Annotated in this window: 12 protein-coding genes; 6 read left to right on the top strand and 6 right to left on the bottom strand. The window is 62.6% G+C overall.

Going from position 1 to position 15,290, the window contains the following annotated elements; translation table 11 throughout:
* The first annotated feature begins 8 nt into the window (after positions 1–8).
* A complete protein-coding gene (locus tag I8746_RS07210) occupies positions 9–1,385 on the top strand; it encodes an L-serine ammonia-lyase (protein WP_121783533.1) in 1,377 nt (458 codons plus the stop codon).
* A gap of 69 nt (positions 1,386–1,454) precedes the next feature.
* Here I8746_RS07210 and I8746_RS07205 read toward each other — a convergent pair whose 3' ends face one another.
* From I8746_RS07205 to I8746_RS07190, 4 genes are all read right to left on the bottom strand, one after another.
* Positions 1,455–2,132, bottom strand: a complete 678-nt coding sequence (locus I8746_RS07205; RefSeq protein ID WP_012052369.1) for a DUF3313 domain-containing protein — start codon at positions 2,130–2,132, stop codon at positions 1,455–1,457.
* A gap of 140 nt (positions 2,133–2,272) precedes the next feature.
* Positions 2,273–3,568, bottom strand: a complete 1,296-nt coding sequence (locus tag I8746_RS07200; RefSeq protein WP_014859591.1) for an FAD-binding oxidoreductase — start codon at positions 3,566–3,568, stop codon at positions 2,273–2,275.
* Positions 3,569–3,581: 13 nt separating this feature from the next.
* The gene (locus I8746_RS07195; RefSeq protein ID WP_004374291.1) at positions 3,582–4,670 is read right to left on the bottom strand and encodes a polyamine ABC transporter substrate-binding protein; all 1,089 of its coding nucleotides are present in this window, start codon (positions 4,668–4,670) and stop codon (positions 3,582–3,584) included.
* A gap of 81 nt (positions 4,671–4,751) precedes the next feature.
* On the bottom strand, positions 4,752–6,110 hold the full coding sequence (locus I8746_RS07190; protein WP_004374294.1) for a glutamine synthetase family protein: 1,359 nt from the start codon (positions 6,108–6,110) through the stop codon (positions 4,752–4,754).
* A 183-nt stretch (positions 6,111–6,293) separates the two neighbouring features.
* On the opposite strand from I8746_RS07190, the gene I8746_RS07185 reads away from it, so the two are divergent.
* Positions 6,294–7,193, top strand: coding sequence for a helix-turn-helix domain-containing protein (locus tag I8746_RS07185; RefSeq protein WP_014756660.1), 900 nt, complete (start codon positions 6,294–6,296; stop codon positions 7,191–7,193).
* 186 nt (positions 7,194–7,379) lie between these two features.
* Positions 7,380–9,290 (top strand): AAA family ATPase, encoded by a 1,911-nt coding sequence (locus I8746_RS07180; RefSeq protein WP_004576279.1) that lies wholly within the window; start codon positions 7,380–7,382, stop codon positions 9,288–9,290.
* 37 nt (positions 9,291–9,327) lie between these two features.
* Here I8746_RS07180 and I8746_RS07175 read toward each other — a convergent pair whose 3' ends face one another.
* A complete protein-coding gene (locus I8746_RS07175) occupies positions 9,328–10,713 on the bottom strand; it encodes an aldehyde dehydrogenase family protein (RefSeq protein ID WP_004576278.1) in 1,386 nt (461 codons plus the stop codon).
* 107 nt (positions 10,714–10,820) lie between these two features.
* Here I8746_RS07175 and ptrR point away from each other — a divergent pair, with 107 nt between their 5' ends.
* The 3 genes from ptrR to I8746_RS07160 all read left to right on the top strand — a co-directional run bounded on the left by ptrR (position 10,821) and on the right by I8746_RS07160 (position 13,032).
* Entirely contained in the window at positions 10,821–11,687 is an 867-nt protein-coding gene (gene ptrR / locus I8746_RS07170; protein ID WP_004374302.1) for a putrescine utilization regulator PtrR, read from the top strand.
* A 126-nt stretch (positions 11,688–11,813) separates the two neighbouring features.
* Positions 11,814–12,257, top strand: coding sequence for a hypothetical protein (locus I8746_RS07165; RefSeq protein WP_014859588.1), 444 nt, complete (start codon positions 11,814–11,816; stop codon positions 12,255–12,257).
* A 253-nt stretch (positions 12,258–12,510) separates the two neighbouring features.
* Positions 12,511–13,032 (top strand): acyloxyacyl hydrolase, encoded by a 522-nt coding sequence (locus I8746_RS07160; RefSeq protein ID WP_221100389.1) that lies wholly within the window; start codon positions 12,511–12,513, stop codon positions 13,030–13,032.
* Between the two features lie 31 nt (positions 13,033–13,063).
* Here I8746_RS07160 and I8746_RS07155 read toward each other — a convergent pair whose 3' ends face one another.
* Positions 13,064–15,190 (bottom strand): TonB-dependent siderophore receptor, encoded by a 2,127-nt coding sequence (locus I8746_RS07155; protein ID WP_221100388.1) that lies wholly within the window; start codon positions 15,188–15,190, stop codon positions 13,064–13,066.
* Positions 15,191–15,290: the final 100 nt, after the last annotated feature.

Below are 15,290 nucleotides of genomic sequence, written 5' to 3'. Positions count from 1 at the left end.
GCATTAGCATGGCTATCAGTGTTTTCGACCTTTTCAAAATTGGCATCGGGCCGTCCAGTTCCCATACCGTGGGCCCGATGCGGGCGGCGGCCACCTTTGCCCAGGCCTTGCGTGAGCAGGGGGTGCTGGCGCGGGTAACGCGCGTGCAAGTGCGGCTGTATGGCTCGCTGTCGGCTACCGGGGTTGGCCATGCCACCGACCGCGCGTGCCTGCTAGGCTTGATGGGCCAGTGGCCGGACCGTATCGACCCGTCCACGATCGAGTCGCGCATCGGACAGGTCCTGCAAGAGCACTGCCTGATGCTCGACGGTAGCCATCCGCTGGCCTTCGACTATGGCCGTGACATGCTGCTGCTCGACGAGAGCCTGCCTTATCACCCCAACGCCATGAGCCTGGAAGCCATGGACGGGCAGCACAGCCTGTTGAGCCAGACCTATTTTTCGGTGGGTGGCGGCTTCATCGTCGAGCAAGCCGAAATCGATGCGCCGGCAAACGAAACGAATGCCGTGATGCTGCCTTATGAATTCGACAGTGGTGCCCAACTGCTGGCTTTGTGCAAGGCCCACAACCTGAGTGTGGCGCAACTGATGATGGCCAACGAATGCGCCTGGCGCCCGGAGGCCGAGGTGCGCGAAGGCTTGCTGCGCATCTGGGCGGCCATGCGTGAGTGCGTGGCGAACGGCTTGCGCAACGAGGGCGTCCTGCCGGGCGGCTTGCACGTCAAGCGCCGCGCCGCGCGGTTGCATCGCAGCCTGCAGGAGTTGGGCAAGCCCAACGTGATCGGCTCGACCCTTGGCGCCATGGAGTGGGTCAACCTGTTCGCCTTGGCGGTCAATGAAGAGAATGCCGCCGGTGGGCGTATGGTTACCGCGCCCACCAACGGGGCAGCCGGCATTATCCCGGCGGTGCTGCACTATTACATGAAGTTCAACCCCGGTGCCTGCGATGCTGATGTGGTGGACTTCCTGCTTGGCGCAGCGGCGGTTGGCATCCTGTGCAAAAAGAACGCCTCGATTTCCGGTGCCGAGGTGGGTTGTCAGGGGGAGGTGGGCTCAGCCTGTTCGATGGCTGCTGCCGGCTTGGCGCAGGTACTGGGTGCTACGCCGCCCCAGCTTGAAAACGCCGCCGAAATTGCCCTGGAGCACAATCTTGGGCTGACCTGCGACCCGGTGGGTGGCCTGGTGCAGGTGCCGTGCATCGAGCGCAATGCGATTGCTGCGGTCAAGGCGATCAATGCTGTGCAGATGGCGCTGCGGGGGGATGGCGAGCACTTCATCTCGCTCGACCGGGTGATCCGCACCCTGCGTGATACCGGGGCGGACATGCATGCCAATTACAAGGAAACCTCGCGCGGCGGTTTGGCGGTCGCTTTTGTCGAGTGCTGAGTTTTAACGCGGTCAACTGGAGCGGCCTTGTGTCACGATGGGCCGCTCCTGAACCCGGTTGCGACGGACTCAGCGGCCTTTCTGCTTGGCTGCCACGAAGCTCGCACGCATGTCCTTGGCCCAGCCATCGAGCACCGGCTTGACGTCATTCAAGGTCAGCTTCTGGGTATCGTTCTCCAGTTCCTGGCCCGCGCCCTTGCGGACCACCTGGGCCAGTACCTTCTGGCTGGCGCCGTCCAGGAACGCTGCCTCCACACCGACATCCACGTCCTGGTCACGTCCACCCATGGCGGTATTCACTCCTGCCGCGATAAGCGCGATAGGGATCACCTCGTAAGGCTTGAGGCCCTCGTTACTGGTGGACACTGCCGTGATCGCCGGGCGTACCACGATCACGCCCGGGCCAGGCCCCTTGGCCAACGGCATCACGCTGCCCATTTCGCGGCGCAGGGCCTCGTTGAAGTAGCGGGTGATTTCCTGCAGCGTCTGCTGCGAGATAACCGTTGTGGGCTGCGGCTTGGGGTAGAACTGGCTTGGCTCGACGAATACCTGGCTGTATTGATTGATATTGACCTTGGGGTCGATCCAGCGCATGACCGGGTCACCCGACGGGCTCTTGGCCTCTTGCAGCCGGCTGTAGTCTTTGAGGAAGCCGGAGTAATCCTTGGGGTCCACGCGGTTGCTGGAGCAGGCGGCCACGGCAAGCAGCGCGGCGCACAACAGGGTAATGCGAGGCAATGATTTCATGATGAAAAGGCATCCATGAGAGGTCGGCCTCAACAACGCTAGCAGGTGCGAGGCAGTTGGCCAGTGGACGGGGCAATCCTCGTTGAAAAGAACACAGAGCGTGGCTCGCCCTGAGGGGCGCTGCAAACGTTGCTGCCCACTCAACCCAGGGCCTCACGCAAGCGGTACCACAACATGCCCAGTGCCAGCAGGGGTGAGCGCAGGGCCTTGCCGCCGGGGAAGGTCAGGTGCGGCACGGCGCTGAACACATCCAGGCCGTGGCTGTGGCCGAGGGCGATGCTTTCGGCCAGCAGTTTCGCCGTCCAGTGCGTCACGTTCAGCCCGTGGCCTGAATAGCCCTGGGCGTAATACACGTTGGGGTGCTGGTTCAGGCGCCCGACCTGGGGGAAACGGTTGGCGGTGATACCGATCATGCCACCCCACTGGTAGTCGATGCGCACGTTGGCCAGTTGCGGGAACACTTTCAATACCTTCGGCCGCATGTACGCGCCGATGTCTTTAGGGTCGCGCCCGGAATAGTGGCAGGCGCCACCGAACAGCAAGCGGCGGTCTGCGGTGAGGCGGTAGTAGTCCAGGCCGACTTTCTGGTCGCACAGCGCCATGTTCTGCGGGATCAGGCTGCTGGCCAGCGCTTCGGGCAAGGGTTCGGTGGCCACCACATAGCTGCCGGCCGGCAGTACCTTGCCGCTCAGGCGCGGTTCCAGTTCATCGAGGTGCGCATTGCAGCCCAGCACCAGGCTGCTTGCGCGCACCTTGCCGCGCGCCGTGTGCAGCGTCAACCTGGGCCCGTGCTCAATGCGCAGCACCGGGCTTTGCTCGAAAATGCGCACGCCCAGGCTGTGGGCCGCACGGGCTTCGCCCTGGACCAGGTCAAGTGGGTGCAGGTGGCCCGACCCCATGTCTACCAGGCCGCCAGCGTACTGGTCGCTGGCGACGATCTCGTTCAGTTGCCCGGCACCGACCAGGCGTGTTTCATGGCGATAGCCCAAGGCGGCCAGGTCGTCCTGTTCCTCCTTGAAGGCGGCGAACTGCGCCGCAGTGTTGGCCAGTTCGCAGAAGCCCCAGCGCAGGTCGCAGGCAATGCCGTAGCGGGCGATGCGCTCGGCCACCAGCTCCACTGAGTCGATGCCGGCCTGCTTCAGGTAGCGCACACCGTCCTGGCCGACATGCCGGGCAAAGCCGCTGACATCATGGCCGATACCGCGAATCAGCTGGCCGCCATTGCGCCCACTGGCGCCCCAGCCGATGCGTCGGGCTTCCAGCAGTACCACCGAGAGGCCGCGCTCGGCCAGCTCCAGGGCTGTATTGACCCCAGTCAGTCCGCCGCCGATCACGCATACGTCGGCCGTCAGTTCACTGTCCAGGCTGGGGTAGGGTGCCGCGTCGCGCGCGGTGGCGGCGTAGTACGAGGCGGTGTGTTGGGTATTGAAAGACATGAGCGTTCTCGACTCAGCGGTTGGACTTGATCTTGCTCCAGGAGCGGGTCATGACGCGCATGATTTTTGGGCTTGGGGTGCTGGAGATGTACAGCTTGTCCAGCACCTCCTGGGGTGGGTAGATCTCGGGGTTGTTCACCAGCGATGCATCCATGTAGGCCTTGGCGTCCGGGTTGGCGTTGGCATAGCCGACCGTGGCGCTGACCTTGGCGATCACTTTGGGGTCGAGCAGGTAGTTGATGAACGCCAGGGCCTGCTCGGGGTTGTTGGCGTCCTTGGGGATGGCCAGCAGGTCGAACCACAGGTTGCTGCCTTCCTTGGGAATGCTGTAGGCAACCTTCACGCCGTTTTTCGCCTCTACGGCGCGGTTGGCGGCCTGGAACACGTCGCCGGAGTAGCCGAACGCTACGCAGACATCACCGTTCGCAAGGTCAGAGACGTACTTGGAGGAGTGGAAGTAGGTGATGTAGGGGCGCAGCTCGAGCAGGCGTGCCTCGGCCTTGGCGTAGTCGCCCGGTTTTTCGCTGCGCGGGTCCATGCCCAGGTAGTTGAGCACGGCCGGGAACAGTTCGTCGGGCGAGTCCATGAATGCCACGCCGCACTGCTTGAGCTTTTTCAGGTTCTCGGGCTCGAACAGCACCGCCCATGAGTCGATATGGTCCACACCCAGTGCCGCCTTGACCTTGTCGACGTTGTAGCCGATGCCATTGGTGCCCCACAGGTAAGGCACGGCGTACTGGTTGCCGGGGTCGTTCTGTTCAAGTTGCTTGAGCAGTTTGGGGTCCAGGTGCTGCCAGTTCGGCAGCTTGCTGCGGTCCAACGGCAGGAAGGCGCCGGCCTGGGCCTGGCGGGCGAGGAAGTGGTTGGACGGTACCACCACGTCATAACCCGTACGCCCGGCCAACAGCTTGCCTTCAAGGGTTTCGTTGGAGTCGAACACGTCATAGACCACCTTGATTCCGCTGCTGGCCTGGAAGTCGGCCAGGGTGGTGTCACCGATGTAGTCGGTCCAGTTGTACACACTGACCGTGGGCGCGGCCTGGGTGGTGGTGGCGAACAGCAGGGTGAATGCAGCGGGGATCAGGGCTTGCAGATGACGCATGGGAACACCTCGTTGGTCTTGTTCTTGGAGTTCAGAGCAGGCTTGCCTGTGCATGGGGTGCAAAGCACCCCTCGCGGTGGATCAGACACTCAGCATCAGGAATTCACGCTCCCACGAGCTGATGACGCGCTTGTAGTTCTCGTGCTCGGCGCGCTTGACCGCCACGTAGCCCTGGACGAACTGCTTGCCCAGGTACTGCTGCACGGTTTCGCAGTCTTCCATGTGCTGCAGCGCATCCTCGATGGTGATCGGCAGGCGCAGGTTGCGCCGCTCATAGGCGCGGCCCTGCACCGGTGCGCTAGGGTCGATCTGCTCGACCATGCCCAGGTAGCCGCACAGCAGGCTGGCAGCGATGGCCAGGTAAGGGTTGGCATCGGCGCCCGGCAGGCGGTTTTCCACCCGCATCGCCTCAGGGCTGGACGTGGGCACACGCAGGCCGGCCGTGCGGTTTTCTTCGCCCCACTCGACGTTCACCGGTGCCGAGGTATCCGGCAGGAAGCGGCGGAACGAGTTGACGTTGGGCGCGAACATCGGCAGCAGCTTGGGGATGTACTTCTGCAGGCCGCCGATGTGATGCAGAAACAGCGGGCTCATGCTGCCGTCTTCGTTGGCGAAGATCGGTTTGCCAGTGGCGATGTCGACCACGCTCTGGTGCAGGTGCATGGCACTGCCTGGTTCATCGGTGATCGGCTTGGCCATGAACGTGGCGGCCACGTTGTGCTTGAGCGCGGCCTCGCGCATGGTGCGCTTGAACACGGTGATCTGGTCGGCCAGGTCCAGCGCGTCGCCGTGACGGAAGTTGATTTCCATCTGCGCCGGGCCGTCTTCGTGAATCAGCGTATCCAGGTCCAGGCCTTGGATCTCGCACCAGTCGTAGACGTCTTCGAACAGGGGGTCGAATTCGTTGGCGGCGTCGATCGAGAACGACTGACGGCCACTTTCAGCACGACCGGAACGCCCCAGTGGCACCTGCAGTGGCAAATCCGGGTCTTCGCAGCGCTTGGTCAGGTAGAACTCCATCTCGGGCGCGACGATCGGCTGCCAGCCCTTGTCGGCGTACAGCTTGAGCACCTTCTTCAGCACGTTGCGTGGCGAAAGCTCGATAGGGTTGCCTTGCTTGTCGAAGGTGTCATGGATCACGATCGCGGTTGGCTCGATCGCCCACGGTATCTGGTAAACGGCGGTGGGATCGGGGCGGCAGACCATGTCGATGTCGGCGGCGTCGAGCAGGTTGTAATAGATGTCATCGTCGACGTAGTCGCCGGTGACCGTCTGCAGCAGCACGCTTTCTGGCAGGCGCATGCCTCGCTCATGGAGGAACTTGGCGGTGGGCGCAATCTTGCCGCGGGCGATGCCGGTCAAGTCGCTGATCACGCATTCGACTTCGGTGATCCGATGTTCTTTCAGCCAGGTGGACAGCTGATCGAAGGGGGCGTTCATACAGACCTCTTGGTTGGGTTTTAGTGGGGGAGCGTGGGCGCTTGCGAAAACCGTTGAACAGTTGCGAAGGCGTTACGCTTCCCAGGTGACGCGCTGCAGACTATCTTGGTCGCAGTCCCCCGGGGCAATCTATCCACTTTCTTCAGTATCGAATGCACCAAAAGAGTGCATACAGGACGATGTGTGACAACCGCCAATGCGTTGAAGGTCCAGGCTTTCCACACCACTGATGTCACCGAGCAAGTGCGCGCCACCCCTGGCTGGCAGCAGCAGTACCGGCAGATGTCGCCCGGCTACTTCAGCGGTGAGCTGCGTTGTCTGGGGCTGGAGGGTGTGGAGGTGTACGAAGAGCGCCTGAACACCCGGGTGGAGCAGTTTTTCCGCGCGCCAAGCGGCTCGCTGGCGTTTTGCTTCGACCGCAGCGAGAACAGCCTGTACCTGCTGAACGAACAAAGCCGCAATATCTGGATTACGCCGGAGAACTACCACGAAGTGGCGGTCGTGTTCGACCAGGCGTTCCTGGCCCGCCATGGGCTAGACCCGCAGCGTCTGGAAGGGTTGTTCATGGTGCCATTGGGTAGCGGCCAGAATGCGCTGTTCGGCAGCTGGCTCAGCGCCACCTTGACCCGGCTGGGCGAGGAGGGTTGCCCGTCGCAAGGGCAGGCCCTGGCTGAGCAGTTGCTGGAGGACTGTCTGTTCATTCTCGACAACGCCAGCCAGCGTTTACAGGGCGTGGCCTTGGGGCGGCGGGACGAGGAAAGGGCGATCATGCACCGGGTCAGCGAATGGGCGGCCGACTGCCCGGAAGAGACGCTGAACCTGCTTGAGCTGGCAGATGTGGCTGGCGTTTCCCTGCGCCAGTTGCAGCAGGCGTTCAAGGCGTTTACCGGCATGCCGCCGGCGCACTGGCTGCGCCTGCGCCGGCTCAACGGTGCGCGGCGTGATTTGTTGCGCGGTGGCGGCGTGACCGTGGCCGAGGTGGCGATGCGTTGGTCGTTCTGGCATTTAGGAAGGTTTTCAGAGAGTTACCGGCAGTTGTTCAAGGAGTTTCCCAGTGAAACATTGAAGCGCTGCAGGGTTTGAGGTGGAGGCGGGGCTGCCGGCCTCTTCGCGGGCTCGCCCGCTCCCACAGCGCCAGCATGGTTTCGTGAATCGCACGTAGCCTGGGGGGCGGGCAAGTCCGCGAAGAAGCCAGCCCAGGCAACACTGAGCCCAGCATTCCACGCCGAAAGTTGCTATCGTGCCGCCCTGATTTCACCCGAGGTGCCGATGTTCTACCTGCCTTTGCCCAGCGACCAGGCTGACCGCCTCGCCAGCGCCGCCGTAACCGAGTTCTTCACCACCGCCAGTGTGCTCGATGCCGCTGCCGTGCTGTTCGTGCAAAACCTGCCACGCCAGCCTGCCACCGCGTCGGCCGACGCGCAGGAGCGTCGTTTCGCCGAAATCGTGCGCATCGCAAACGAAGTCGAAGGTGTCGCCCCCGGGCGCTTCCAGGCCCAGGTAGCGCAGCAATTCGATCGCGAAGCGTTCGCCATGGGCCTGGGCATGCTGGGCGAAAATGGCATTGCACTGCTGTCGGCCGAAGTGGAGTACCAGGCGGACGAATGGCTGGATGACGAAGGCCAGTGGAACTTCCAGTTCGCCGACCGCTACCGCCAACGGGCCACACCGCTGCACCCGGTGTACCTGCCGTCGCTGGCCAGTGATTTGATGCTCAGCGACCAGCAGAACCGCCTGCTGCGTGAATTCCTCAGTGGCGTTGACGAGTCGGTGGCTGTGCAAGGTTTCGCCGGCACCGGCAAGACCTTCCTGATTCACCAGTTCGCCCGGCTGCTGGAGCCACAGCGCACCTTGCTGCTGGCCTTGACCGAAGGGCAGTTGCGCGCGCTGCAGGCGCGGGTCAAGGACGCTGCCGCCTATACCGCGCTGACCTTCGGCCAACTGGCTGACGAGCTGCTCAACCGTGACCTCACCAGCAACGGCTGGCGATTGCGCGATCCATACCGCACCAAGCTGTCCTGGCGCCCCCAGGAAGCGCAAGTGGTGCGCTGGCTGGCGATCCCTGATATCGGCCCGCTCGCAGCGCGTGACGTGGTTGCCTTGTGCATCCGCGCCGTGCGCACGTTCTGCCACAGTGCCGATACCCAGCTTCAGCTGCATCACTTGCCCTGGGCCGGGCCTGGCACCTCGCCGCTGGATCAGGAGGTGCTGCTGGAAAAGGCGCGTCTGTACTGGCAAGAGCTGATTCGCCCGTCGGCGCGGGACATTCAGCTACCGGTGCGTGACTACCACCGGGTCAAGCTGCTGTCGCTGACCGAGCATGTGATCGACAGCCGTTACACCCATGTCATCGTCGACGAGGCCCACGAGCTGTCGGCACCGATGCTGGCGGTACTCGATCGCAGTCCGCAGTCGATCATTACCTTGGGTGACGAACTGCAAAACCTCAACGGCCTGAGCCCGCACCATGGCAGCTTCATCCGGCAACGCTGCATTGACCATTCACTGCGCGCCGGGCCGGCAATGGACAATGTGCTCAACCCGCTGATCCAGGCGCACCCGGCCACGATCCAGGCGGCCTTCAGTGGCAACGCCGAGCACTACACCCGGGTCAGTTTCTTCGATACGGTGATGGTGCCGGAACAGCCCACGGCGCTTATCGTCGATGATGAATGGGGCCTGTTTGGCTGGTTCCAGCGCCTGACGCATCAGGGGGTGCCGTTCTTGTTGCTGAAAAGCGCTCGCAAGGACTTTGAGCTGTTCGTCGAGGACTGCATCGAGCTGTACCGCTACGGCACCCGACCGCGCCACCCGATGCTGTTCCGCTATGCCAGCTGGCAGGCGCTGGAACAGGACAAGGGCGATGACAAAGCGTTCGTCGCCGTGGCCAATATGCTGCGCAAGGGCTACACGCCGGAGCACTTTGCCAAGGCCAAGAGCCGTTACCGCTGGGACAAGGCGCCGAAGCTGTTCCTGGGGCGAGTACGGGATGTGAAGAACATGGAGTTTGCCCGGGTGATGGTGTCGCCGGAGCTGATGGTGGCGCCACAGGTGGCGGGTAACCGCAATGAACGGGCGCGTATGCTGGCGGGGTTGTATACCGCCTGTTCGCGGGCGCGGCATGAACTGATCGTGCCGGGGGGGATGCTGGACTGGGTCAAGGACCAGGTGCGGGATTGACACAGCTGGGGCTGCAAAGCAGCCCCAGGGTCATGAATCAGTTACGGTCCAGCCACACGGTCTGGGCATTGGTGAACTCGCGCACACCAAAGTGCGACAGCTCACGGCCGAAACCACTCTTCTTCACGCCACCAAACGCCACGCGGGGGTCGGAAGCGCAGTAGCCGTTGATGAACACGCCGCCGGTGTCCAGTGCGGCGGTCATGCGTTCGGCCAGCGCATAGTCGGCTGTGTAGATGGTCGAGGCCAGGCCAAACTCGCTGTCGTTGGCCAGTTCCACGGCATGGTCGGCATCGCGTGCAGTGATGATCGCCGCTACCGGGCCGAACAGCTCCTGCTTGAACGCGGTCATGTCCGGGGTGACATTGGCGAACACCGTCGGCGCGTAGAAGTTGGCCACGCCTTCGACCTTGTTGCCGCCCAGCAGCAACGTGGCGCCTTCGGCCAACGTCGCCTGAACCTGGCCGTCCAACTCGTCGCGCAGGTCATAGCGGGCCATCGGGCCGATATAGGTGTCGTCCTCCAGCGGGTTGCCGACTTTCAACTGGCGAGTGGCTTCAACGAACTTGTGGGTGAACGCATCGACGATGCTGGCTTCCACGATCAGGCGCTTGGCGGCGGCGCACACCTGGCCGGTGTTCTGGTAGCGGCCTATCACCGCGGCCTGGACGGCAGCATCCAGGTCGGCATCGGCCAGCACGATGAAGGGATCGGAGCCACCCAGCTCCAACACGCACTTCTTCAGCGCGGCACCGGCCTGTGCACCAATCGCCATGCCGGCACGCACGCTGCCGGTCAGGGTCACGGCGGCGATGCGCGGATCGTTGATGGCGCGGGTGACGCCATCCGGGGTCACGTTCAACACTTCGAACACGCCTTCCGGCAGGCCGGCATCCTTGAACAGCTCACCCATCAGGTAGGCGCTGCCCATTACGTTCGGTGCGTGCTTGAGCACGTAGGTGTTACCCGCCAGAATCGCCGGCACGGCGCCGCGCAGCACCTGCCAGACCGGGAAGTTCCACGGCATCACGGCCAGGATCGGGCCCAGCGGGCGGTATTCGATACGGGCTTTTTCGACCTGGGTCGGCTCGGCGGCGAGCATGGCCGGGCCGTGCTCGGCGTACCAGCGGCACAAGCCAACGCATTTGGCGACTTCACCACGGGCCTGGGCGATCGGCTTGCCAATTTCACGGCTGATCATGTGCGCGAAAGCTTCAGCCTTGGCTTCGAGGGTGCCGGCCAGGGCCAGCAGGTACTCGCTGCGCTGACCCAGCGACACCTGGCGCCACTGGCGATAGCCAACCTTGGCACGTTGCAGCGCCGCTTCCAGTGCGGCGTCGGTGTCGAACGGGTAGGCGCCAATCTGCTCGCCGCTGTACGGGTCGAGGGAGATGGCGTGGGTCAGGCTGCTGATCGCGCTCATGGCGGGACACTCTCGTTGTTGTTAATCAATGAGGCCAGACTAGTGGGCTATGGCTTTAATGAAAACTGAATAATAATGAGCGAAACATTCACGTTTGGAGAATGCCTGTGGACCTGGTGCAACTGGAGATCTTCAAGGCCGTGGCAGAGCAGGGCAGCATCAGCGCCGCCGCGCAGCACATCCATCGGGTGCCGTCGAACCTGACCACGCGCATCAAGCAACTGGAGGAGGACTTGGGTGTAGAACTGTTCATTCGGGAGAAGAGCCGCCTGCGCCTGTCGCCTGCGGGTTGGAACTTCCTCGAATACACCCGGCGCATCCTCGACCTGGTCCATGAGGCGCGGCTGACCGTGGCGGGTGAAGACCCGCAGGGCACCTTTGCCCTCGGATCGCTGGAAAGCACGGCGGCGGTGCGCATCCCGGCGCTGCTGGCCGCCTACAACCAACGCTACCCCAAGGTAGACCTTGACCTGTCCACCGGGCCCTCCGGGACCATGCTCGAAGGCGTGTTGTCTGGCCGCCTGGTGGCTGCGTTCGTCGACGGCCCGGTGCTGCACCCGACGCTGGAGGGCATTCCGGTGTTCGAGGAAGAGATGATGGTCATTGCGCCGCTCAACCATACACCGGTGACCCGCGCCCAGGACGTGAACGGTGAAAGCATCTACGCCTTCCGTGCCAACTGTTCATACCGCCATCACTTCGAAAACTGGTTCGTGCAGGACCAGGCGGTACCGGGCAAGATCCACGAAATGGAGTCGTACCACGGCATGTTGGCCTGCGTCAGTGCGGGTGCCGGCCTGGCCATGCTGCCACGCAGCATGCTCGACAATATGCCCGGGTGCAGCACCGTCAGCGCCTGGCCAATGTCGGAGGACTTCCGCTATCTGAAAACCTGGCTGGTATGGCGACGGGGTACGGTCTCGCGCAGTTTGAGCATGTTCGTGAAGTTGCTTGAAGAAGGCCGCGCAAGCTGATGTTTTCACTCGATAACCTGATTATCTGAAGTGAATTTCATCTCCATGACCAGGCATCAGCACGAACACCCCTTCGCTGGGAGGATCAAATGCTAGGTAAGCCATCCTCGAAAGGAGGGTCGTACCATGCGTAACCATCACTATGCGCTCGGCGCAGCCTTACTGATCACCCTGGCCCTGCCATGGACCCTGGCCGCCGCCGCCGACCTCAATGCCCCCATCGACATGCAGGCCGTGCAGTTGCAACCGCAGGAGCAGAATGGCGTGCGCTACCTGCAGGGCGGTATCGGCCAGGACGAGGCCAATGCCCTGCGCAAGACCACGGGTTATGACCTGCACGTAGAGCTTTCGACCGGCCCGGAAGGCAAGTTCCAGAGCGGGGCCACCGTCGATATCCAGACTGCCCAGGGCCAGCCCGTGATCAGCGTCAGCGATGCCGGGCCACTGCTGTATGTGCAGCTGCCTCCCGGCAAATACAAGGTCATTGGCAATGCCCAAGGTCAGGCGGTGCAGCAGTGGGCGGCCGTCACGGGCAAGGCCCCCACGACCGTTAGCCTTAATTGGCGTTGATGAAGAGGCAGGCAGGAGTACGGATGTACTCCTGCCTGGGGTAAGGTCACGCCTCGCGAATGCCTGTGCCCGGCAGGCACATCTTTACCGAGTGTTTTAGCCAATAGTGGCAATATACTTCCAACTTTCTGATTATCTGGACAATAATCAGAAAAGTATTACTTCGTATGACCGGTCTGGATGCACCGGTCAGCGCAAAACATCGAGGGGCCCAAGCCCCCGCTTGCCGTGTAGACCATCAGGAGAGTCGTTGATGAAAACCCGTCTAGCCGCTTCGCTGGCCGTTGCAGTGCTGGCCTTTGCCGGGGCCGATCTGGTCCAGGCTGCGCAGATATCAGCCGCCGTGGGCGCCACTGGCCAAGGTGACATGACGTACCGTATCGGCCTGTCGTTCGACTGGGACAAGACATGGCTGGAAAGCAGCGCCGGCCATGTGAGCGGTTACTGGGATGCGGCCTACACCTATTGGGAAGGTGGCGATGCCAGTGGTGCGCACTCGCTGTCGTTCAGCCCGGTGTTCACGTATGAGTTCAGCGGCTTTACCTACACGCCTTACATCGAGGCAGGTATTGGCCTGGCAGCGTTTTCAAAGACCGACGTGGGCGACCAGCGACTGGGGTCGGCGGTCAACTTTGAAGACCGTATCGGCTTTGGCCTGAAGTTGCCGGGAGAACAGAAGGTAGGCATCCGTGCCATGCACTACTCCAACGCCGGTATAAAGCAGCCAAACGACGGCATAGAGTCGTACTCGCTGTTCTACAGCACAGCGTTCTGACATGACGGGGCCGCGGCGCGGCCCCGGCAATTCAGAAGGTATACGAAACGCCGGCCTGCACCGTGCGCGGTGCGCCGGGGTATACGTAGTTGTTGAACGCCCCTTCGTCATACCCCTTGTTGAACACGTTTTTCACGTCCAGGTTCAACCGCACGTGTTCATTGACCTTGTAGAAGCTCAACAGGTCGACCACGCTGTAGCGTTCCATCGTGTAGGTGGCTGCCGATGTCTGCCCGGCACGGTCGTCTACATACTTAACGCCTACGCCCAGGCCAAGGCCTTTGACCAGGCCATCCTGGAACTCGTAAGTGTTCAGCAGGCTAAAGGTGCTGCGCGGGATATTGGCCAGGCGCGTTCCCTTGGGCAGGGTGGTGTCCTTGGTGACTTCGGCGTCCACGTAGGCATAGCCACCGATCATGCGCCATTCGGGGGTGAGGTTGCCGGCGACGTTGATGTCCAGGCCACGGCTGCGCACCTCGCCGGCCGCGATCTTGTAAGTACCAGTAAGGTCGCTCGGGTCGTTGGTCAGTACGTTCTCCTTGACGATGTGGTAGATCGCCGCGTCGACACTCAACTGGCGGTCGAGTGACTCCCATTTCACACCCAGCTCGTAGGATTTGCCCTTCTCCGGGTCGAAACCACCGCCACTGGCCGGCGTGCCCGTATTGGGTTTGAACGAGCGTGCGGTGTTGGCGTAGACCGCCAGGGTATCGGTCAGGTCGTAGATCAAGCCAAGGCGGGGTGTGACGCCGTTTTCGCCCTTGCTGAAATCGCCGGCATTGTTCAGCTTGTTGTCATAGTCATGCTCGAAACGCTCGAAGCGCACGCCTGCCAATGCCTTCAAACGCTCGGTCAGGGCCACTTGGTCCTGAATGAAGAACGCCCACGTCTGCAGGTTTTCCTTGTCCCAGGTGGTGGTGCGGTTCAGGGCCGGACGCGGCTGGCCCAGTACCGGGTTGTAGATGTCGATTGGGTAGGCTGCCGAGGAACGCTGGATGATCGAGTTGTAGTCGTAGTTCTCGTATTCGACCCCGGTCAACAAGGTATGGCTGAAATTGCCGGTGTCAAAATGCCCGGTCAGGTTCAGCTGCCAGTCGCGGTCGGTCCACTCCAGCTTGCGGTAGTTGAAGTTGCGCTGCAGCGTGCGTCCATCTGCCGGTGCGCCGTCGGCTTCGACAGCGTTGCCCTTGAGCGAGCCATCGAGGAACTGGAACCCGCCAGCCAGCGACCAGTTGTCATTGAGCAGGTGCTCGAAGCGCACCTGCGCCATGTTGTTGTCATTGTGCAGCAGGTTGTCGCTGCCTTTTTCCCAGATATAGGTATCGCGCGAGGCGCTGCCGGTCTGGGTGGGGTAGCGGGTCAGGCCGCGATCGAGGGGGTGGTTGTTGCGCATGAAATCGCCTTCGAAGGTGATCTTCGTGGCGTCATTGACCTGCCAGCTGATGACCGGAGCGACATCGTAGCGCTCGCTTTCGACATCGTCGCGGAAGCTGTCGCCGCCTTCGCCCAGTACGTTCAGGCGGTAGGCCAGCGAGCCGTCCTGGCTCAGCGGCCCGGTGGCATCAAGGGTGGCACGGTGCATGCCCTGGTCGTCGAACTGGCTGCCAAGGGTGACCTTGGACTCGGGCAACGGCTGCTTGCTGACCACGTTGAACGTACCGCCGGGGTCGCCACGGCCGTACAGGCTGCTGGCCGGGCCACGGATGACCTCCAGGCGCTCGACGGTGTTGGCATCCGGAGCATTGGGGTATCCGCGGTTGATCGGAAAGCCGTTGCGATAGAACTCTCCGGTCGTGAAGCCACGCACGGTGAACGTTGTCAGCCCCTGGCCGCCGAAGTTGTTGGCGCGGCCGACACCCCCGGCGTAGTCCAGGCCGTCCTGCAGGCGCGTGGCGCCCGTGTCTACCAGCACATCCTTGGGCACCACGCTGACCGATTGCGGGGTTTCGTGCAGCGCCGTGTCGGTGCGGGTGGCACTGGCCGAGCGGGTGGCCTTGTAGCCATCGACCGGGCCGTCGGCGCGTTCACCGTCGGCAGTACTGGTGATGCTCAGGGCCTGGAGTTCGATCGGGTTAGGGTCGCTGAGCGGTTCAGGCTCGGCAAAGGCCAGCGGGGAGACAGCATGAAGCACACAAAGCGAAACGAACGTGCGGCGCATCGACAGTACGGTCCTTGAATAGGGCGCTGAGGGGCTGGGTCGGGAAACGACGCGAACATACTACGAATCATTATCAAATGCATTAATTTTGAGTGGCACT

The organism is Pseudomonas sp. USTB-Z, assembly GCF_019691255.1.
In the GTDB taxonomy this organism is placed as follows: Bacteria; Pseudomonadota; Gammaproteobacteria; order Pseudomonadales; family Pseudomonadaceae; genus Aquipseudomonas; species Aquipseudomonas alloputida.
This window is presented reverse-complemented; position numbering and strand designations above follow the sequence as displayed.